This is a genomic window from Pseudoalteromonas sp. BZK2 (assembly GCF_014349195.1).
GTDB classification, from domain to species: domain Bacteria; phylum Pseudomonadota; class Gammaproteobacteria; order Enterobacterales; family Alteromonadaceae; genus Pseudoalteromonas; species Pseudoalteromonas simplex.
On sequence record NZ_JACSOG010000003.1, the window covers coordinates 1 to 20,671 of the forward strand.

Genomic DNA, 20,671 nt, shown 5'->3' on the forward strand with positions numbered 1-20,671 from the left:
TAGCTCCTCATTATGAGCCCGCATATAAGCACGCAGTCTGACAAAATTAACGAAGGGTATTGTGCAATAGGAGGAGTCCATATAAGGTACTTTAGTGCCTAAGTCTTTATGATAATTCACGGCTGAAGCCGTTCCCACGAGATGCGAAATATTGTAGGCGTGAAATTTATTTCGCGCGAAAGCCTAGCACCTAGAGCCTACCCCCCTAATACCTAGCGCCTAATTTTTTCAAATCCCAAACAAAAAAATGCCACCTTTCGGTGGCATTACACACGGGATTATTTCTATTTACTAGAAATGCTTTTCAAAGTTCAAGGCGGTGCATTTTACGCCCAACCTCAAACTCATAATTACTTCCAACTTTTCATCTTGTGGCCTTTAACAGCATAGAAAAGTATGAATAAATAACAAGGCAACATCACAATATAAGCCATTTGTTGTGCTTCTGCGCTTTTTACGCCGCCACTTGCCAGACCCCAAAATAATGGACCAAATGCGCCACCAGCTATACCCATAACGAGCAGACCAGAGCCTACACTAGTTAGCTTACCTAAACCAGATAATGCTAACGGCCAAACTGCAGGCCAAACAATCGCATTAGCAAAGCCTAGCACAGCAATGAGCAATAAGGTATCAGGCAGTACCGATTTTAGGCCAAACAATGTTGATATAAATACAGTTTCATTGCTACCTGTAACTATCGCTAGCGTTAACACACAGCCCAATACCGCTGAAATAGTTAGTGCTGTTTGTTGTGATAACACACGAGGGATAAGTAAAATCCCTAAAAAGTAACCTAGTACCATACACCCCATGGTGTACGATGTCATAACACTGTATTTTTCAATACCTAACGACAACGCAAAGCTACCAATGGTATCGCCGGTAATTACTTCAACAGCTACATAAACAAAAAGTGCCACTATCCCTAAGGCAAGACTCGGATGGCTTAATGCTTCTTTTACCTGCCCCGGTTTCTGTTCATCAACGTCGTCATCAATTAACTCTGGCAATGGCATTTTAGTTACCGCAAAGCCGAGTATACCAATAAAAATAGCCATCCCTAAATACGGTAAAATTAAGCCATTAGCCATGGCATCAATATCAGTTTGGCTAAGCTCTTTACCTACAAAGCCTTCAAAATCGCTGAGTATCAGTGCGGTAAATACGATTGGTGCAACAACACCCGCACCTTTATTTAATATACCCATAATACTAACGCGAGCCGCGGCTGATTCTTCTGGTCCAATTCTTACTACGTATGGGTTAACCGCTGTTTGTAATAACGTTTGCCCTGCCCCCATAACAAGCTGCGCAAATAAAAACAGTGCAAACACTTGTGTTTTTGCTGCAGGAATAAACAGTAAACCTGCCACCATCATGGTCGCCATACCCAGCGCCATACCGTTTTTATAACCTACCTTTCTGATGATCATCGCCGAAGGTAGAGCCGTAAAAGTCACGGCGATATAAAACGAGAAAATAATCAGCGATGCCTGAAAAGGTGAAAGCTGCAAAATTTGCTGTAAAAATGGCATCAGTGAGCCATTTAACCATGTAGCAAAACCCAGTATAAAAAACAGCGTGGCAACAATCGCCATAGGCACAACACTGCTTTGTTTATTTATTTCAGACATAACATTTCCTATAACAGCACAGTTCGACTCTACAGCGCTGCTCATTCAGATGATTATATAAAAGAGATATTAAATATTTATAACACTATCGCAACAAAAATGACAGCGCTGACATATTTCTTTTAATTAGTTTCTAGGAGCCGTCAGCTTTCAGCTGTCAGTTTTGAGCGAACGGTGTTGAGTGTAAGACGCGCCAAGCAAGCGTGACGCCTACGAGGTGCTAGGTGCTAGGTGCTAGGTGCTAGGTATTGTAGGCGTGAAATTTATTTCGCGCGAAGTTTTTAGGCCGCCAGATTTTAGTCAGACGCGCAAGCAAAAATGACGCCTACGCTTTGCTGTAGACGCCAAATTTATTTATCGCAAAAAATTACTCACCCACAACGGTCACGCGGCTGGTTTGCTGTGCGTTTAAGCGGGTGCGTAGCGCAACTTTTGCATTGTTATCAACCTTCACAGGCTCGGCATAAGTTTGCCAGCTTTGGCCGTTGTCTAGGCTGTATTCAATGCTCAAATATGCAAATGCGCTGTTGGCATACAACTTACCATTTTCAATCACACCGCCAGGTACTGGTAAATGCAGGTTGATGCCGTCTTTAGCTAGTTTCTCAAGCTCTTTTAAACCAACTGCACTTGAGAACTCAGCCCAGTCTTTTGCTTGTTTTTTACTATCGACGTTTTCGCCTTCCCAATCAGCTTTGTGCCATGCGCGCTCTGCCACTGACAGAATACGCGGGAAGATCATTGCTAATACTTGCTCTTCAGTACGGATTGTTTCTGACCATACCTGACCTTGCATACCCAGAATGTTCTCTGGCTTTTCAAGTTTAGGTAACGGGCGGCCCACCAACGCTTCTAAATTAATAATTGGCTCACGAGTGCGGGTGTAATCAGCATTGGCATACACGTCATCAGGCATATAGTTAAAGGCCTTTTTAGTATCTGTGTAACGAGTTGCCCAGTAATAACCGCGCTCTTCAGGGCTTGCTTCGTATGGGTGATCAAAATACAAATGCGTACCGTGTGATAACACCACTTGGTAACCGGCATTTGCTAGGCGGTATGCTCTATCGGCAACGCCCCATTCCCAAATGTTATCCCAAGTATTAACGGTAAAGGTTTTGTTAGGGAACTCATCACGTTTAAACGAATTTTCACGGTCATACATGATACCATCTTCCCAAATACCCGGAGAAATACCGCGTTTTTCAAGTAAGGTTGCAACACGTTGTGTGAAATAAGGTTTTAAATCAGCAGGGCCAGCTACACCGTTATTAGGATCGGCAAATAACGCCTGACAGATTGGTGAACCTATCCACGAACCAGCACCAACTTCATCACCACCAATATGCAGGTTCTTTAGCTGAACACCAGCTTCGCGATACATCTGCTGAAGTTCATAAGTCACTTTATCTAAAAATGCGTAGGTAGAGTCCATACACACATTCATTGAGTTATCTTTGTAGTTTTGTACCGTCATGTACACAGAGGTATCTTTAGGGTCGGTAAGCAAGTATTGCGTTGCCGGTCCCATATCTATGTGTTGAATTTCTTTGTTTGCAGAGCGCGTTTTAATGTTGTTTTTAGCGGCTTTCTCAGCTTCTTCTAACATGTTGTGATAACGCGCTTCCATCGCTTTGATTGAGGCACGCGCATGGCCAGGCCCTTCAACTTCTGGGATGATTTGAATGTGGCGGTCTTTCGCAAACTTTAATAGCTCAACAAACTCATCACGTTTCAAATAACCATTACCTGAACCCGATTTAAATGGCCCAGTGCCAAGCTGAGTTAATAAACACTCACGCTCTTCTAAATCAAAGCAGCGATAGCCGCCAACGTCGGTGAGCTCTGGTAAGCCTGGGATCTCAAGTCGCCAACCTTCATCTTCTGAAAAGTGCCAGTGTAACTTATTCATTTTATAGCGAGCCATTTGCTCAACCAGCTTAAACATTGCCTCTTTGCCATGATAGTTACGACCATTATCGTAATGCATACCACGCCAACCATAACGCGGTGAATCTTCAAGTTCTAACTGCGGTAGGTTGGCACTACCTTGGCTGTTGGCAGGGATGAGGTTCAATAAGCTTTGCATCGCATAAAACACACCGGCGTTATCGCTACCTACGATGGTGATCACTTCATCATCAATCTCTAGGGTGTAGCTTTCTGCTTTTGCATTATTGAGTTTAGGGTCGACTTTTAAACGAATTACTTTGTCTTTGCCAACATTGATATGATCAGGCTGTGCTTTAAGGCTAATGCCATAGTCATCTTGTAAGTCTTGCATAAACACCATAACTTCGTGCTTAAGCTGGCCCTGATAACTGATTTGCCAATTATTGTTTAACGTCGCACTGCCACGGTTAAAATCGACTTTACGAGGCTTAGGAATAATACGCTTTAAAGCATCATCTTTACTGACCGCAACCTTGTCAGCGCTAATACGCTCGAAACGTACTTTTGCCGTTGCTAAAACCGATAAATCTTTTGGCTCATTATAACGGCGTAACTGATTCTCACGGGTAAATGGCGTCACAAACTGTTTAAAGTCTTCAGTGTCGGTGTTGGCAAATACGGCAGGTTTATTGTTACCTGACACAAAAAATGCGCGTGGCATAAAGTCACTATAAGCAACAACCCATACTTGCGCATCAAACGGTAGCTCTAAGCTTTCACCTGCAGCTAAACCTTTAAATGAGCTCGTTGGTACGATGCGGTGCAAGTCACCATTAACGTGTTCAATATTCAGGCCTGCGACATGCTCGGTTGAGATTTTACGAACAGAGTGAATATATAGCTGCCAGTCGCTCTCGCCTGCAGGTAACGCGACATCAGAGCCATTATTGAGGGTAATTTTTCCTAAAAAGCCCGCATCTTTATTACGAAAGTTATCTTCTACCGAAAACAACAGTTCGGTACCTTTCGCAAACTGATCAACTTGTGATTGAGTTAATGCTGCACTAGCCATTAAAGGCGCAGTCGCTAGCATTACCGCGAATAGTGACTTTTTAAAATCCATTACTTTCTCCTCGTTTAAGCCCTGAGTGTACGGTATTTCTGCGTACTATTTTTCATTTTTGTTAATAATTCGTTCCTATCATATAAAAACTAAAATGACAGCGCTATCATTTTGTGAAAAATAAAGGCGAGGAGTTTGAAGCTTTAAGCCATAAGCTGTAAGTTTGAAGCCGAATTGTGTTGTTTGTTAGTAAGGCGTAAATCCATCGAAAGAGTGTTGAATGTAAGACGCGCCAAGCAAGCGTGACGCCTACGTGGTAGGAGGCGTTTTAACGCCGAATAGATCTGACCTATTCACGGCTAAAGCCGTTCCTACGAGGTGCGAGGTATTGTAGGCGTGAAATTTTTTTCACGCGCACTTATAGCTTATAGCTCAAACCTTAACACAAAGATACTTCTCTTCTAGGTACTCATCTAGACCTTGGTGGCCGCCTTCTCGGCCTAAACCAGACTGTTTAACGCCGCCAAATGGCGCTACTGGGTTTGAGATAAGCCCTTCGTTAATACCTATCATGCCGTATTCGAGTGCTTCGCTTACTCGATAAACTTGCTTTATGTTTTCACTATAAAAATACGCAGCTAAACCATAAGGTACGTCGTTCGCAAGCTGAAGTACTTCTTCTTCATCATCAAAAGCGATGATACTGACTACAGGGCCAAACACTTCATCATGATAGATATCCATCTCTGGGGTCACATCGGTTAAAATTAATGGCGCTTGAAAGCTACCTTCAAGCTCGCTGTTATCACCGATTAACGACGCCCCTTTATCAACCGCATCTTGCACAAGCGTTTGAACTTTCTCTTTTGCTTTAGGGTAAATTAATGGGCCGATATCTACCCCGTCATCAAGTCCATTACCTACCTTTAACTCAGCTACTTTGTCTGTGAGTTTTTCGAGCACCGTTTCAAGTACTGAACGCTGAACAAATATGCGGTTTGCGGCGACACAGGTTTGCCCTGCGTTTCTAAATTTAGCCCCCATAAGGCCTGCAACTGCTTCATCTAAATCGGCATTATCGAAAATAATAAATGGGGCATTGCCGCCAAGCTCCATTGACGTTTGTTTAATTGTTGAGGCACACTGCGAAAGTAACTGCTTACCTACACCGGTTGAGCCAGTGAATGTGAACTTACGCACACGCTCCGACTCGGTCATGATCTCACCCACCATTTTGGCGTTTTCAGAGACCACCACATTCAGCGATCCTTTTACAAATCCCGCTTTATCAGCAAGATAGGCTAAGGCAATAGCGCATAATGGCGTATGTTCCGAAGGTTTAATTACAAAACTACAACCCGCGGCATAAGCTGGTGCCACTTTACGGGTGATCATGGCAATCGGGAAATTCCAAGGGGTAATACCAGCCACCACACCAATGGGCTGCTTTATCGTTGTTAAACGATGTTTGCTGTCGGTAGCAGGGATGGTGTCGCCATAACTACGCTTTGCTTCTTCACTAAACCATTTAATAAAGCCTGCACCGTATTCAACTTCGCCCAAGGCTTCTTTTAAGGGCTTACCCTGCTCTTTAGTCATCAACTCAGCAAGCTGTTGCTTGTGCTCAATAACCAACTCATACCAGCGACGCAACGTTTCACTTCGCTCGGTTGCAGTTGTTTGCTTTAGTTTGCTAAATGCCTCGTCAGCACTTTTTATAGCCTGCTCAACCCCAGCTTCATCAATATCAGAGACATGAGTGATCGCCTCTGCAGTTGCGGGGTTATCTACACTAAAACGCTGGCTCGTAGAGTAAAAGTCACCGTCGATAAACGAATCAGAAAAAACCAAATCAGACATAGAACCTCCAAAATCAGCTATCAGCTATCAGCTATCAGCTCTAAAAAACAAAAAACCGCTGTAGAGACCAAGCAACTACAGCGGTTTTACGAAATCAAAGCCGTTAAAAATTAATGCTCTTCATTAACGATATTGAGATTATACTTTGGAATTTCAACCACTAAATCTTCATCTTTGATCACCGCTTGGCAACCAAGGCGTGACTCAGGCTCAAGACCCCATGCTTTATCTAGCATGTCGTCTTCTAGCTCATCACTTTCATCTAAAGAGTCAAAGCCTTCACGGATGACTAAGTGGCATGTTGTACATGCACATGATTTTTCACATGCATGTGGAATGCTAATACCATTCTTTAGCGCTACATCTAATACCGTTTCACCTGCAGGAGCTTCAATAGCAGCGCCTTCTGGGCATAACTCTTCGTGTGGAAGAAAAATAATTTGTGGCATACCTTACCTCGTTAAACTTCGTCTACTGACTGCCCTTGCAGCGCTTTTTTGATTGATGCATCCATTCTGCGAGCAGCAAATTCGCTACTTGCATTGTCTACAGCTTCAATCGCTGCTTTAATTTCTGCAGGTGTTGTTGCGCTTTCGCGTACGGCAACAAGTTTAGCAATTTCTGCTTTTAACGCACCTAATTCTTGTTCGTCAAGTAATGCACTGTCGGTTGCCAGTGATGCTTCAAGTGCTTCAACAACACGTAACGCTTCAACTTGCTGCTCTTTAAGCATACGCGCTTGCATGTCGTCTTTAGCGTTAGTCATTGACTCTTTAAGCATGTTTGAAACTTGGTCGTCCGATAAACCAAACGATGGTTTGACCTGAATTTCAGCTTGCACACCCGTTGATTTTTCCATTGCCGATACACTTAATAGGCCATCAGCATCTACTTTAAAGGTTACGCGAATATGCGCAGCACCGGCTGCCATGGCAGGAATACCTTTTAAGCTGAACTTAGCCAATGAACGACAATCGTCAACTAACTCACGCTCACCTTGTAGTACATGCAGTGACATAGCCGTTTGACCATCTTTGAAAGTGGTAAACTCTTGTGCACGTGCAACAGGGATCGTGGTGTTACGTGGAATAATTTTCTCAACCAAGCCACCCATGGTTTCAAGACCTAGCGACAGTGGTAATACGTCTAATAGCAACATGTCTGAATCTGGCTTATTGCCTACCAATACATCTGCTTGCAGTGCTGCACCGAGTGCAACTACGCGATCTGGGTCGATAGAAGTCAGTGGCTCTTTATCAAAAAATGCAGCAACTTGAGAGCGTACAATTGGCATACGAGTCGAGCCGCCAACCATTACAACTTGTAGTACTTCTTCGTTCTCGATACCGGCATCTTTAACCGCACGACGGCAAGAACGTAGCGTTTTCTTCACAAGGCTAAGAGCAAGCTCATCAAACGTTTCGCGGGTTACTTCAACTTTGTGGCTTTGACCGTCAAACTCTAAACCTACATTCACAGTTTGGTATTGACTTAGTGCTTCTTTGCACGCTTTTGCTTTATTGATGAATAAACGCAATACCGATGCAGAAAGCTCGCTCACACCCGTTTGTTTTTTGAAGTATTCAACTAGTAGCGAGTCAAAATCGTCACCACCAAGGCTTGAGTCACCGCCTGTAGCAAGCACTTCAAATACACCTTGGTGTAAACGTAAAATAGAAATATCGAAGGTACCGCCACCTAAATCGTATACGGCGATAATACCTTCTTGGCCTGAATCAAGACCATAAGCAACAGCCGCAGCTGTTGGCTCGTTTAATAAACGTAATACCTTAATACCAGCAAGCTCGGCAGCATCTTTGGTGCTTTGACGCTGAGCATCATCAAAATAAGCTGGCACAGTAATAACTGCACCTAAGATGTCTTGACCTGCAAAGCTGTCTTCTGCGCGCAGTTTTAATGCTTTTAAAATTTCACTCGATGCAGTAACAGGGCTAATTGCACCCGAAACCGTGCTGATTGCTAATGAGCCATCATGCTCACAAAATTCGTACGGCAGTTGACCATAGCTTTTTTCGATTTCAGCCTGAGTTTTACCTAAAAAACGCTTAACCGAGATTAGTGTGTTTGCAGGGTCTTGAGTTGCAGCTGCTGCCGCTCGTTCACCAACCACAATGCTATCTGCTTGGTATTGAACAACCGATGGTAGCATCGCATTGCCTGCTAAATCAGTTAGTGTGCGCGCTTCGCCGCTTTGCACTGTTGCAACTAACGAGTTAGTTGTACCAAGGTCAATACCGACTGCTAATTTGTGCTCATGTGGTGCCGCGCTCTGCCCCGGCTCAGCAATTTGCAATAATGCCATAATGCTCTTTTTAAACTCTTAAATAGCTGTTGTGTAACAACTAACGATTAATCATCAAATAAACTGTCTTCAATACGCTCTAGTTCATCGCGTAACTTATAAACAAACTTCAATTTACGAATATTGTCAGCGGCGGCTTGCCATTGTTGCTCATCATTACTTGCCAGCTGAGCGGCTAATTCACTGCTGTATTGTTTATCGAGCTGTTTAATTTGCGCTTCGAACTGGGCAATTGCTGCATCAGGATCTGCGGCATTTTCAAGTTCTTCTAATTCTTCACGCAGCTCCATTTGCTGCATTAAGAATAGCGGGTCTTGCAATGTTTGTTGCTCGGCGCGAATATCTACACCAAGCTCGCTTAGCATGTACTCAGCACGTTTTACCGGGTGTTTTAAAGTTTGTAATGCATCATTGATTTCTGCTGCATTTTGCACAGCAAGTAATTTGTCACGGCTGCTAGAGCTTGCGTGGCGATCTGGGTGAACTGCACGTTGCAGCTCAAGGTAGTGTTTATTAATAGTCGCTAAATCAATGTTGTAATCTACTGGAATTGCAAATAACTCAAAGTAACGCATTACATAATCCAACTCGGTAAACAGGAAAGAACAAAGCCCTACATAGGCAGGGCTTCAAGCAAAGAAAGTTTTTTAAGCTTAAACGGTGAAGCTTTCGCCGCAACCACACTCATCGGCTTGGTTCGGGTTGTTAAACTTAAACCCTTCGTTCAAACCTTCTTTGGTGTAATCAAGCTCAGTGCCATCAATGTAGACTAAGCTTTTAGCATCAACGATCACTTTCACACCACGGCTTTCAAAAATTTCGTCGCCGTCTGCTAACTCATCAACAAATTCAAGAACATAAGCAAGACCTGAACAGCCCGTCGTTTTAATGCCAACGCGTAGGCCAATGCCTTTGCCGCGATTTGCTAAAAATGATTCTACGCGGTTTGCTGCCGCATCTGTCAATGTCACTGCCATGAATTTATCTCTTACTTCGCTTGTTTGCTTTTGTAGTCAGCAATTGCTGCTTGAATCGCGTCTTCTGCTAAAATTGAGCAGTGAATTTTCACTGGCGGTAATTCAAGCTCAGCACTGATATCAGTGTTTTTGATTGTTGCAGCTTCATCTAATGTTTTGCCTTTTACCCACTCAGTTACAAGTGAAGAAGAAGCGATTGCGCTACCACAACCATATGTTTTGAATTTTGCATCTTCAATTACACCTTCTGGTGATACTTTGATTTGCAATTTCATTACGTCACCACATGCTGGTGCACCCACCATACCTGTTGCAACTGACGGATCATTTTTGTCTAAAGCACCCACGTTACGTGGATTTTCAACATGATCGATTACTTTATCACTATAAGCCATAATACTATCCTCACTACCTGCTAGCGGCGGCGATCACTGATTAGTGATGCGCCCACTCAACTGAATCTAAATCAATACCTTCTTGATGCATTTCCCATAAAGGAGACATCTCACGTAAACGGCCGATCGAGTTTTTGATTAGTTCGACGGTGTAATCAATCTCTTCTTCAGTCGTAAAGCGGCCAATGCTGAAACGAATTGAGCTGTGTGCCAACTCGTCATTACGGCCTAATGCACGTAGTACATAAGAAGGCTCTAAGCTTGCTGAGGTACAGGCTGAACCTGATGAAACAGCAATGTCTTTAACAGCCATTAATAACGACTCACCTTCAACAAAGTTGAAGCTGATATTTACAATACCTGGAACTGAGTGACTTGGTTCACCATTGAAGTAAACTTCGTCCATATCAGCCATGATGCCATCGATCAGGCGCTTACGAAGTGCGCTGATGTGTGCATGGTCTTTTTCGAAATCTTCTTTAGCGATTCTAAATGCCGCACCCATACCAACTAATTGGTGAGTAGCTAGTGTGCCTGAACGCATACCACGCTCATGACCACCACCGTGCATTTGCGCTTCTAAACGTGCGCGAGGCTTACGACGAACATAAAGTGCGCCTACACCTTTCGGGCCATATACTTTGTGGCCAGAGAACGACATGAAATCTACTTTTAACTGTTGCACGTCGATAAGTACTTTACCTGCGCTTTGTGCAGCATCTACGTGGAACATAATTTTGCGCTCACGGCACATTTCGCCGATTGTCGCGATATCTTGGATAACACCTAGCTCGTTATTTACGTGCATTACGCTCACAAGTACTGTGTCGTCACGCATTGCAGCTTCAAGCTTTTTAAGGTCAAGTAAACCGTTTTCTTCAACGTCCATATAGGTTACTTCGAAACCTTGACGTTCTAGTTCACGACACGTATCAAGCACTGCTTTGTGCTCTGTTTTAACAGTGATAACGTGCTTGCCTTTCTTCTTATAGAACTGCGCAGCACCTTTAATTGCTAGGTTATTTGATTCTGTAGCACCTGAAGTGAAAACAATTTCACGCGGGTCAGCGTTGATCAGATCAGCAATATCTGTACGTGCTTGATCAACGGCTTCTTCTGCTTGCCAACCAAAACGGTGTGAGCGTGATGCAGGGTTACCAAAATTACCGTCCATAGTCAGGCATTGCATCATTTCTTTTGCCACACGTTCATCAACAGGCGTGGTTGCTGCGTAATCTAAATAAATCGGTAACTTCATTTCTCTCTCCGCTTTCGTCAAGCTACAGTTGACAGCTTACTTGAATGTTTTCCAGTTGCTTAATTGCATTGTTGATGCTGTTATCTTGGCGCGATGCGACTTCTTTCACATCTGACTTTTCCACCAATTCAGCAAGGGTAATACTATTTAAAAACTCTTCGATACGTGCGCTTAAGTCCGACCATAAGGTATGAGTCAAACAACGCATGCCGCTTTGGCAGCCACCCGTTGCATTGTGGCAACGTGTTGCATCAACAGACTCATCAACGGCGTTAATCACATCGCCGACAGAAATTTCGTTCGCTTCTCGACCTAGTAAATATCCGCCACCTGGGCCACGCACAGAGGTCACAAGGCCGTTTTTACGTAAACGGGCGAATAGTTGTTCAAGGTAAGATAACGAAATCTCTTGGCGTTCAGAAATATCGGCAAGAGGCACTGCACCCACATTTGTATGTAGTGCAACATCCAACATGGCGGTTACTGCGTATCTGCCTTTTGATGTTAACTTCATGGAGCCCCCGATGTTACTGCACGCTAAGGTGTGCAAATTTTAATTACCAGACCAAAATAGTCAAGTATTATCACTTGATAAAAATTGATACTTGCCATTGATAAAACCGAATACTTGACAAAAACAGTCAAGTACTGGGTACATTGTAATTACCTGAGTAATTTAGTCAAGTATTCTGGTGAATAAAGCTTATAACCTAAACTTATTTAATAGACTTATTAATTGAGGTAAGAATACCGCGTAAGATGTTCATCTCAGCTTCTTCTGGACGCGCGCGATTAAATAAACGACGTAACTTAGTCATCACCATGCCTGGGTGTTGTTTGATGATAAAACCCGTGTCATTTAATGTTTGCTCTAAGTGCTCGTAAAACAGCTCAGTTTGCTTTGCGTTTGGATAGACTGCTTCGTCTTCTTCTTGTACTTTTGGCTGTTTGTTTAAGTACGCCATACGTGTTTCATAACACAGCGTTTGCACGGCCATCGCTAGGTTTAACGAGCTGTATTCAGGGTTTGCAGGAATACATACGTGGTAGTTACATTGTTGTAGTTCTTCGTTCGTTAAACCACTATTTTCGCGACCAAATACGAGTGCAACAGGACCCTGTTCAGCCTCAGCCACTAACTTTTCACCACATTCACGCGGCTCAACCATTGGCCAAGATAAAGTACGTGAGCGTGCGCTGGTACCAATTGTTAAGCCACAATCAGCAATCGCATCTGCCAGTGTATCAACAACCACTGTTTTACCTAAAACATCTGTTGCACCGGCTGCAAGCGCACTCGCATGACTATCAATTTCACAAGCAGGATCAACAAGATATAAATTTGATAAGCCCATCGTTTTCATAGCACGTGCCGCTGAGCCAATATTACCAGAATGTGATGTGTTAACTAATACGATACGAATATCATCAAGTGTCATTGCGTTGTTACTTACTGAAAGTCAAAAATTGCCGGGATTATAACATAGCTATTGGTTATCAGGTATCAGATTTCAGATTTCAGATTTCAGATTTCAGATTTCAGATTTCAGATTTCAGATTTCAGATTTCAGATTTCAGATTTCAGGTTTCAGGTTTCAGGTTTCAGGTTTCAGGTTTCAGGTTTCAGGTTTCAGGTTTCAGGTTTCAGGTTTCAGGTTTCAGGTTTCAGGTTTCAGTAACTTTACGCAATACCTCCTTATAAACAATAATCATTATATATTTGTTGGAGCCATCAAGATACCAAACCCACTCGGGCCACTGATATCTAACTTCTGACGACTAACCACTTCCTCTGACCACTAACCCCTTCTTCTGAAATTAAATCAATAACAAAATCAGAATCGTACAAAAAACAACCTAATTTATTCGAGTTTATTGTTTACTTTACGCTAGAAATCGCTAGAATACGCCGGCTTAAATATATTCGTTCTTTTACAACCCAAAGGTAATGCTATGCATCCAATGTTAAACATTGCGGTTCGCGCTGCGCGTAACGCAGGCAAAATTTTACTTCGCGCAAGTGAAGACTTATCAAAAGTTGATGTACAACAAAAAGGCACTAACGACTTAGTGACTAACATCGACAAAGAAGCTGAAGCCGCAATTCGTGACACTATTTTAAAATCTTACCCAGATCACACTATCGTAGGTGAAGAGCTTGGTGAGCATAAAGGTAAAGATGCAGATTACCAATGGATTGTAGACCCTCTTGATGGCACAACTAACTTCATCAAGGGTATCCCTCATTTCGCAGTATCTATTGCACTTAAAGTTAAAGGTCGTTTAGATCAAGCTGTTATCTATGATCCAATCCGCGGTGAATTATTCACTGCTTCTCGTGGTCAAGGCGCACAGCTTAACAGCAAGCGTTTACGCGTAACTAAAACTAACGAATTAGCAGGTTCTGTACTTGCAACTGGTTTCCCATTCAAACAAAAGCACCACTTAGACGCATACTCTGAAGCGTTTAAAGCACTTTTCGTGCACACTGCTGATATCCGCCGTGCAGGTTCTGCTGCATTAGATATGGCTTATGTTGCAGCGGGTCGTGTTGATGGTTTCTTTGAAATTGGCCTTAAGCCATGGGACACAGCAGCAGGCGAGCTTTTAGTTAAAGAAGCTGGCGGTATGGTTGTTGATTTCGCAGGTGGTATTAACTATAACCAAAGCGGCAACATCATTTGTGGTGCACCTAAGTTAACTCAAGCGATCATTCGTGAAATTCGCCCAGTGTTAACTGAGTCACTACTTCGCTAATAGCGGTTGTAATGTAAAAATGCAAAAAAGGAGCTAAGGCTCCTTTTTTTGTGGCTGAAAATAATCGTTGTCGAGTTTTATCTCTATGACTTCACCTTCTTTAAATGGCAACTTAGCTAAGTCTTCAGCAAAGTAACTGGCAAATAATTGCTCAAATTCGCCCGAGCTTTTCATCGTGTTGAGCCCTTTTAATAATACCTCAGCTAGTTCAGGCTTGTGGTTACTGACAAAAAAGTAAAATGCTGTTGGATAACTAATATAAAGGTTAGGCACTATAACCAGCTCGTCACTTTTGATTTGTTCCATTTCAGACATGACTTCAATAAACGAACGTGGAAAATAATCTACTCGCCCTCTAATCACTAAGTTAAACATCGCTTGATAATTTGCCAGTGGCCTGACTGTTAAGCCGTTTTGCGCAAGGATTTTTGTATCAGGCCAATCATGGCCTTGAATGGCACTAAACTGCGCTAAATCTTGTTTCGTTTTTACATCTTTAAAACGCGGTAGAAACGCTCGTTTAGTGAGTAATGCGCGTTTACCAATGTAGCCTTTAAACAGAGGTACTTTGACTGCTATTGCAAGGTGTTCTCGCTCGGGGCTTGTCATACTCCAAAACACATCGGCCTGCTTTTCATCGAGCATCAGCAAAGTGCGCTGTTGATGAGGGTGAACCAGAACTTCGTTGATTTCTGCTTGATAATTACTGGCGCGTAAAGCCGCTGCCAGCAATTCATGAAGGTAATAATCGCGTTTATAAAGTGGGCGTTGTTCAATCGCTAAATTGACCACATTTTTAGCTTCTGTGGTAAGGCTGTATCCTAGGCTTAGCAATACTAGGATTGCACTACATAGTCGCTTCATTGTTATTTTGTTTATTGTGTTTTTTTTAAGCTACACCCAGTTAAACAGGGACACAAGTAAAATTAAGCAAACTTAAAATTTCTTCATGAGCGGGCAGATATCGCTTCATCTTTATGGCTGCTTAAACGTACCACTGCGGGGGCTGGTCGGCTACGTTTACATACAAACAAGTGGCTACTCTGATAACGTTTGGCCTCTTTTTTCGCATCAGTTGCCAGCGCTGCGACTTGGTGGCTGTTAATACATAGCTCTAAATCAGGCTTAACTAAACCGATTGATAATGTAAGCAGTGGCACAAACTGCTTTTTACCTTCTCGATTGCTTGCCCAATAACCCCCTTGCTCAATATGTTCTGGTGTGAAAAAGGCCCGAGACTGCAGCTCAAACTTACTAATAATGTTATGGCAAACTTGCTCTGCATCATTTTTGTCAAACACCACCATAAAGTCATCACCGCCAATGTGCCCGACAAACCCTTTGCTAGTACTACAGGCCTCGACGATGACTTCAGCAAGTAATTTTATAACGCTGTCACCACTGGCATAACCGTACAGGTCATTGAATTGTTTGAAGTGGTTTAAATCAACGTATGCGAGTGAGAACGGATAGTTATTACGAAGTCTCAGCTCAATTGCTTCGTTAATCGCGACATTACCCGGCAGCATAGTCAGCGGGTTGGCATGTTGTGCATGGCGGATTTTTTCTTCGGTAATGTGCTTTAAGATATTACGCAATGGCGCCAAACCTAAGTATTCACCATTTCGAGTGATCACAATATGGCGTCGAATATCAAACTCAAACTCGGTAATTTGCTGACTCACCGTATCGAGTAACTCGTTTTCGTCAACGATTAACGGCTGTTTATCCATTAAAGAAGTAACTGGCTGCTTATCATAAAGTGCATGGCCATAGGGAGCAGCAAACACTTCAGTGAGTTGATCTCGGTGTAATAAACCAACAGGAATATTGTGCTCTAATACGGCAAGACTAGTTAGCGTTTTATCTTGCTCAAAGATACTGTGGGCATCTTTACAGCGGGTTGTTGCTTCTATGCTGGCGTGCTCGACCGCCAACCAACCAATCGCCATAGACTGCTCAAAAGTATTGCTATTATCTGATGACTCTAAGTGCTTTAAGCAGTGAATATTTATTTCGTAACTTGGCTGTAAGCTCGGCCTTTCAAGTAAAAAGCCTTGTGCATGTTGCACACCTAAGCTTTCGAGTAAACGAAGCTCCTCTGCCCGTTCTATGCCTTCTGCGATAACTTGCGTATTGGTGGCTTTTGCAAGCTCTATAATTGACTTTAAAAACTCTTTTTTAACCACACTCTGATCGCAGTGGTCGATAAAGTAGCGGTCTATTTTTACAAACTCAGGACATAACTCAGACCACTGCTTTAAGCCAGAATAGCCAGCCCCTAAGTCATCAATAGCAATCGAAAAACCTAACTCACGATAATGAGCAATGGTTTTTAACAATAAAAAACCATCATCGACTTTTTCTTGTTCTGTAACCTCAATAACGACCCGATTGGTTGCAAGGCCAAAGTGTTCAACTAGGTGTAATGTTTCACCTTTAGGGTGGCAAGGGTCGAGTAAGGTTTTAGGGCTTACATTTAAGAATAACTTGCCTTGTAAATTGAGTTTCACAAAGTTCTCAATTGCTCTACTGCGGCAAAGTAGCTCCAATTCAGAGATCTTATGGCAAGCAATTGCTGCGCTGAATAATGCACTCGGCATTTCTAATTCAGACCCTTTTGGGCCGCGGCTTAATGCCTCATAGCCCAAAATATGTTGATTAGAAATATCAAAGATAGGTTGAAACAAGGTCTCAATTGCACTGTTATCTAAGATCTGCTGTAGTTGTGCGTTCACCTTACACCTAGCGTTAGTAATACAAATAGGTGGGTAAATTATCAACCTTGTATGACAATTTTATGGCAAGGCTATGACGAGTGCAGACTACTCAATAGCGGTGATGAGCTCAAGTTGCTTAATGCGGGCAAAACTATCAGTCATTTTTAATTTAGCATTTTGGTAATCACTCGTAGCTAAATCAGCTTGTTGCGCTAATTTATAAACTGCAAGTGGATTAAGTAATAACTGCTGTGCGTGATAACAGCTTGGCGCCGCAAACTCAGGTAGTTCAGGATCTACATTAATTGTCATTTCATTCTGCAATGCATCTGCGTCATCACTTTGTTGTTGAAACTCTGTTGCGTCTGCCAGCGCATGCAAACTTGCCTCACACTCTGGCAATTGTGCTTTTAGGTTTAAAAACAAACCTGTTGATGAAGTAATTAACTTGAACGTCAGGTCTTGTAATTGCTGAGCAGCTGATTGGTTTTGTAGTGCCTCTACAACTTGCCAAGCTAAACCTTGGTAGCTGTCGAACTGCTGCTGAAGTGTTACCTCAGGTATTTGCTGTACTTCTGTCTGTTTTGGCTCTGGCTTATCTTCACAAGCACTGAGCATTAAAAGTATAAACACGCTAAACATCAGGTGTTTCATAATGTCTCCGAGAGTATAGTTAGACTCGTTTTTAAAAATCATAAACAGCTGTAAAACTGTCACTTGTTACCAATTTAGTCAGTTTAGTCAGTTTAGTCAGTTTAGTCATACCAAGACTTACCTCAGCAACAGTGCTTCTGCTGTTAGTTCATTTGTAATGAGACTATTGATCATTCCTGATTCGATCGCTCCTGCAATGGCTGGCACTTTACTGTCACCCGCAGCAATCCCAATAACACGTTTATCATTTGATGGAGAAAGTACCGCACTCGTCACGCGATTATTTATTTCTGATTCGACGAGATGACCTTCACTATCGAAAATCCAGCTAATTACTTCACCTGTTGCACCAATAGCGTCAAGCGCAGCTAGTTCATGTCGAGTAATAAAGCCGTCTAAATGAAGAGGAGAATTTATTCCTAAATCTCCAACACCAACAAATGAAACATCCGCTTGTGATGCCAGTTGATGTACATTTTTAACATGCGTTAATTGCTGCCAACCTGCTTTATCAGCTTCAGATTCTGCTATAACTGGAACTGGCATAGGGAAATGTTGCGCACCAACCCTTTCTGCAACATGAATAGCTACTTCATAGCGACTTGCTGAGCCATCCTGAGCAATATTTCCAACTAGGGATACAATACGATGGTGTGGGCATTGCATAGTAGGTAGCTCTTCTGCGCATGCGCGCAACACTCTTCCAGTACCAAACGCAATGATTTTTGCATGGCGCTGCTTTAGTTGTCTTTCAATTTCTGCGGCACCCGCTTGAGCCAAGCCAATGGTAGAATTAATATCGTTACTCTCGCTAGGCACCACTTCACAACTAAGCAAACCGTATCGATTTTGTAGCGCATCAGCAAGCTCCATACAGCGTCGAATTGGATGTTCTAATCGTACTTTTATTAACCCTTGAGATACTGCTAAAGCAACAAGCCTTTGCGCAGATTGGCGAGACGTATTAAGTTGCTTAGCTATTTCATCTTGTGTTTTACCAGCAACATAGTAGAGCCAGCCAGCCCTCGCTGCTTCCTCTAATTTTTGATTATCATTGCTAGGAATTGAAGCCATTTTATACGCCTGTTTGAACAATAAATGAGGTAAATGATTAGAAAAATCAGCTATTCAGCGGCTATTCTATACATAATCTGTCATGAATAACAATTTTAGGGTTCACACTCTAAACTAACAAGACACCTTACTTAATTTTGTTAAATATTAGTGAGGTGCCTATGTATTTCACAAAGAGACAATAACCGCAAGCCCTTCTCAGCGGCACAACAAAAGTCGTGCACTCGCTGCCAAATAACGTCGGTTTAAGCTTTAACTAAAAATTTAAATTTAGCTGCAAACCTGCAATCAATGCATTCTCAGCATCATTATCACCATTAGGGTCGATGATATACTGAATACTAGGCATTAACTGTATTGCTGGGGTAACAACATAGTTATAATTTAACTCAATCGGGTACTCATGGTCTCTTACGATTACTTCATCATCTGAAAAATTCGCGTTATAAAAGCGCTGAGCATCATTAAGCTCATTACTCACACTGTTTCGGCCCACTGCAAAACCAATACGGTCGTGTGGTCTACTAACTAAAGGTGCATCAATATATCCGCCAAACGCCAAAACTTCGCCAACAGCACTGACGCTTTGATCTGCGTGAATCATACTCGCAAATATTCGTAAGCCCCCTCCAGAACTATTTCGAGTTAGCTGTTGTTCAATATTAAAATAAAATGCATTATCAGTATCTTCTATAGCAACCATATCGCTTGTCGTGCCAGCAGGGTAACCCGCATTATTGACTAGTTTAGTTTTATCTAAACTGCTGCGGACAACGCCAAATCGATAATCTCCATCTAAACCATTCTTGTATTGGCGTTTATATTCCAGCTCACCTACTAAGGTCGTGCCGTTAACCTCTCCTGATGTTGTTAATTTTAATCCTTGATTTAATGACATGGTTGCAGGGTTTGCATCATAACTGCCTAGTTTAAAAAGCAAATTATCAGTGACTTTGTATGTTAGTTGCACGCCTAGTGCACTAAGGGGGTCACCATACCAACTACTACTCAAATAATTGGATGAGCCACCACTGCAAAATGTTAGGTGCTGAAAGGCACAACTCATGGCAAAAAAATCAGCACTTGGGTAAATTCGACCCACTTTAATGCTAAGTTGATCTTCAAATAAATGCTGAGTTAGAGAGAATTGAGTTAAACGCGTTACATTGCCACGACCATAAATTTGTTGCGACTGCAGCAAAACTGGCAGGTTTGCTTTTTCATTAATAAGCTCGCCATTACGGTTGGTAAGCTCCACCTTAAATTCGGCACCTGACCAATTAAGCAATTTTTCTAAATTAAAGTAGCCACCGGCAAAAAACTGATCGGCATAAGCCGTTTCTGTACTTTCTCCCCCTTTTAAGTTGTGAGCTGTTTGACTGAAGTAGCCTAAGCGAACATCCACACCTTGCTCTGCTAGCTTATCTCTTGCCCCTAGCCAACCGCCACTTAGATGGCTGTGAACATCAAAACTTTCATCTGCATAACCTGACTGAGAATACAGCAACATAATGGCTGCGATAGATTTAAGCCGAGCGACGTTTAAATAGCGTTCACTTTCCCCTTTCCATGTACGATAAAACTTTGGTTGTTGATTTGTGTTCATATGCGTGTTCTCCATTTTAATTTGCCCTAGCTGATCAACATCTTAGTATTCAACGCCCAAGAAAGAGCAAATGACAACATAATGAGCATATTCCTAACACAAAATATATTTGTCAACATCAAAAAATAGAGCTCAAATTCTAATTAAAAGAAATTAGAATCTGTGAAAGAGAAATTAAAATGGATAAAACTAATCCTCTTTCATGTGAACACCATTTCAGGAAAAATCAACCACCCCCATAACCAATTAAAAAATAACAACTTTATCAATGTTGATTTAATGAAGTTTTAATTTCAGAACAAGAGCAATTACTTCGACTTATTAATGACAATCAGCCGATTAAATAGACTGATTCATTAACATTGACAAACAGCAACCAAAATAGGATTATGCCCAAGTGCAATCCACTTGCCCAAACAGGAAGATTTACTTTATGTAAATACTCTATGACAAC

Annotated in this window: 17 protein-coding genes; 1 reads left to right on the forward strand and 16 read right to left on the reverse strand. The window is 42.3% G+C overall.

The features are described 5' to 3' along the window. Window positions 1-350 precede the first annotated feature (350 nt). The 11 genes from nagP to trmJ form a co-directional block, all read right to left on the reverse strand. On the reverse strand, window positions 351-1,637 hold the full coding sequence (gene nagP / locus BIZ38_RS02380) for an N-acetylglucosamine MFS transporter NagP (RefSeq protein ID WP_262387545.1): 1,287 nt from the start codon (window positions 1,635-1,637) through the stop codon (window positions 351-353). A 367-nt stretch (window positions 1,638-2,004) separates the two neighbouring features. Continuing rightward, complete coding sequence (locus BIZ38_RS02385) at window positions 2,005-4,653, reverse strand: family 20 glycosylhydrolase (RefSeq protein WP_187489482.1); 2,649 nt, start codon at window positions 4,651-4,653, stop codon at window positions 2,005-2,007. A gap of 372 nt (window positions 4,654-5,025) precedes the next feature. Continuing rightward, window positions 5,026-6,453: an NAD-dependent succinate-semialdehyde dehydrogenase gene (locus BIZ38_RS02390; RefSeq protein WP_187489483.1), complete on the reverse strand. Its 1,428-nt coding sequence runs from the start codon at window positions 6,451-6,453 to the stop codon at window positions 5,026-5,028. Between the two features lie 110 nt (window positions 6,454-6,563). Beyond that, entirely contained in the window at window positions 6,564-6,902 is a 339-nt protein-coding gene (gene fdx, locus BIZ38_RS02395) for an ISC system 2Fe-2S type ferredoxin (protein ID WP_054563549.1), read from the reverse strand. An 11-nt stretch (window positions 6,903-6,913) separates the two neighbouring features. Then, window positions 6,914-8,776: a Fe-S protein assembly chaperone HscA gene (hscA, locus tag BIZ38_RS02400; RefSeq protein ID WP_187489484.1), complete on the reverse strand. Its 1,863-nt coding sequence runs from the start codon at window positions 8,774-8,776 to the stop codon at window positions 6,914-6,916. A 47-nt stretch (window positions 8,777-8,823) separates the two neighbouring features. Beyond that, on the reverse strand, window positions 8,824-9,351 hold the full coding sequence (hscB, locus tag BIZ38_RS02405; protein ID WP_054552503.1) for a co-chaperone HscB: 528 nt from the start codon (window positions 9,349-9,351) through the stop codon (window positions 8,824-8,826). 78 nt (window positions 9,352-9,429) lie between these two features. After that, a complete protein-coding gene (gene iscA / locus BIZ38_RS02410; RefSeq protein WP_054552502.1) occupies window positions 9,430-9,753 on the reverse strand; it encodes an iron-sulfur cluster assembly protein IscA in 324 nt (107 codons plus the stop codon). An 11-nt stretch (window positions 9,754-9,764) separates the two neighbouring features. Continuing rightward, complete coding sequence (iscU, locus tag BIZ38_RS02415) at window positions 9,765-10,148, reverse strand: Fe-S cluster assembly scaffold IscU (RefSeq protein WP_054552501.1); 384 nt, start codon at window positions 10,146-10,148, stop codon at window positions 9,765-9,767. A 40-nt stretch (window positions 10,149-10,188) separates the two neighbouring features. After that, the gene (locus BIZ38_RS02420; RefSeq protein WP_054552500.1) at window positions 10,189-11,406 is read right to left on the reverse strand and encodes an IscS subfamily cysteine desulfurase; all 1,218 of its coding nucleotides are present in this window, start codon (window positions 11,404-11,406) and stop codon (window positions 10,189-10,191) included. Window positions 11,407-11,428: 22 nt separating this feature from the next. Beyond that, window positions 11,429-11,920 (reverse strand): Fe-S cluster assembly transcriptional regulator IscR, encoded by a 492-nt coding sequence (gene iscR / locus BIZ38_RS02425; RefSeq protein ID WP_054552499.1) that lies wholly within the window; start codon window positions 11,918-11,920, stop codon window positions 11,429-11,431. A 202-nt stretch (window positions 11,921-12,122) separates the two neighbouring features. Continuing rightward, a complete protein-coding gene (trmJ, locus tag BIZ38_RS02430; protein ID WP_187489485.1) occupies window positions 12,123-12,845 on the reverse strand; it encodes a tRNA (cytosine(32)/uridine(32)-2'-O)-methyltransferase TrmJ in 723 nt (240 codons plus the stop codon). Window positions 12,846-13,359: 514 nt separating this feature from the next. On the opposite strand from trmJ, the gene suhB reads away from it, so the two are divergent. Continuing rightward, window positions 13,360-14,163: an inositol-1-monophosphatase gene (gene suhB / locus BIZ38_RS02435; protein WP_054552496.1), complete on the forward strand. Its 804-nt coding sequence runs from the start codon at window positions 13,360-13,362 to the stop codon at window positions 14,161-14,163. A 33-nt stretch (window positions 14,164-14,196) separates the two neighbouring features. Here suhB and BIZ38_RS02440 read toward each other — a convergent pair whose 3' ends face one another. The 5 genes from BIZ38_RS02440 to BIZ38_RS02460 form a co-directional block, all read right to left on the reverse strand. Beyond that, complete coding sequence (locus BIZ38_RS02440; RefSeq protein ID WP_166339893.1) at window positions 14,197-15,027, reverse strand: substrate-binding periplasmic protein; 831 nt, start codon at window positions 15,025-15,027, stop codon at window positions 14,197-14,199. Between the two features lie 83 nt (window positions 15,028-15,110). Beyond that, entirely contained in the window at window positions 15,111-16,901 is a 1,791-nt protein-coding gene (locus tag BIZ38_RS02445) for a GGDEF domain-containing protein (RefSeq protein ID WP_054552494.1), read from the reverse strand. 87 nt (window positions 16,902-16,988) lie between these two features. Further along, on the reverse strand, window positions 16,989-17,537 hold the full coding sequence (locus tag BIZ38_RS02450; protein ID WP_187489486.1) for a hypothetical protein: 549 nt from the start codon (window positions 17,535-17,537) through the stop codon (window positions 16,989-16,991). A 117-nt stretch (window positions 17,538-17,654) separates the two neighbouring features. Next, window positions 17,655-18,611 carry a sugar-binding transcriptional regulator gene (locus BIZ38_RS02455; RefSeq protein WP_138600201.1) on the reverse strand — a complete coding sequence of 319 codons (957 nt, stop codon included), beginning with the start codon at window positions 18,609-18,611 and terminating at the stop codon, window positions 17,655-17,657. 256 nt (window positions 18,612-18,867) lie between these two features. Next, window positions 18,868-20,217 (reverse strand): carbohydrate porin, encoded by a 1,350-nt coding sequence (locus BIZ38_RS02460; protein WP_187489487.1) that lies wholly within the window; start codon window positions 20,215-20,217, stop codon window positions 18,868-18,870. Between the last annotated feature and the right edge of the window lie 454 nt (window positions 20,218-20,671).

Excerpts from the sequence above, each read along its gene's own strand:
- nagP (WP_262387545.1), bottom strand. The coding sequence starts at position 1,637 with ATGTCTGAAATAAATAAACAAAGCAGTGTTGTGCCTATGGCGATTGTT.
- BIZ38_RS02385 (WP_187489482.1), bottom strand. The coding sequence starts at position 4,653 with ATGGATTTTAAAAAGTCACTATTCGCGGTAATGCTAGCGACTGCGCCT.
- BIZ38_RS02390 (WP_187489483.1), bottom strand. The coding sequence starts at position 6,453 with ATGTCTGATTTGGTTTTTTCTGATTCGTTTATCGACGGTGACTTTTAC.
- fdx (WP_054563549.1), bottom strand. The coding sequence starts at position 6,902 with ATGCCACAAATTATTTTTCTTCCACACGAAGAGTTATGCCCAGAAGGC.
- hscA (WP_187489484.1), bottom strand. The coding sequence starts at position 8,776 with ATGGCATTATTGCAAATTGCTGAGCCGGGGCAGAGCGCGGCACCACAT.
- hscB (WP_054552503.1), bottom strand. The coding sequence starts at position 9,351 with ATGCGTTACTTTGAGTTATTTGCAATTCCAGTAGATTACAACATTGAT.
- iscA (WP_054552502.1), bottom strand. The coding sequence starts at position 9,753 with ATGGCAGTGACATTGACAGATGCGGCAGCAAACCGCGTAGAATCATTT.
- iscU (WP_054552501.1), bottom strand. The coding sequence starts at position 10,148 with ATGGCTTATAGTGATAAAGTAATCGATCATGTTGAAAATCCACGTAAC.
- BIZ38_RS02420 (WP_054552500.1), bottom strand. The coding sequence starts at position 11,406 with ATGAAGTTACCGATTTATTTAGATTACGCAGCAACCACGCCTGTTGAT.
- iscR (WP_054552499.1), bottom strand. The coding sequence starts at position 11,920 with ATGAAGTTAACATCAAAAGGCAGATACGCAGTAACCGCCATGTTGGAT.
- trmJ (WP_187489485.1), bottom strand. The coding sequence starts at position 12,845 with ATGACACTTGATGATATTCGTATCGTATTAGTTAACACATCACATTCT.
- suhB (WP_054552496.1), top strand. The coding sequence starts at position 13,360 with ATGCATCCAATGTTAAACATTGCGGTTCGCGCTGCGCGTAACGCAGGC.
- BIZ38_RS02440 (WP_166339893.1), bottom strand. The coding sequence starts at position 15,027 with ATGAAGCGACTATGTAGTGCAATCCTAGTATTGCTAAGCCTAGGATAC.
- BIZ38_RS02450 (WP_187489486.1), bottom strand. The coding sequence starts at position 17,537 with ATGAAACACCTGATGTTTAGCGTGTTTATACTTTTAATGCTCAGTGCT.
- BIZ38_RS02455 (WP_138600201.1), bottom strand. The coding sequence starts at position 18,611 with ATGGCTTCAATTCCTAGCAATGATAATCAAAAATTAGAGGAAGCAGCG.
- BIZ38_RS02460 (WP_187489487.1), bottom strand. The coding sequence starts at position 20,217 with ATGAACACAAATCAACAACCAAAGTTTTATCGTACATGGAAAGGGGAA.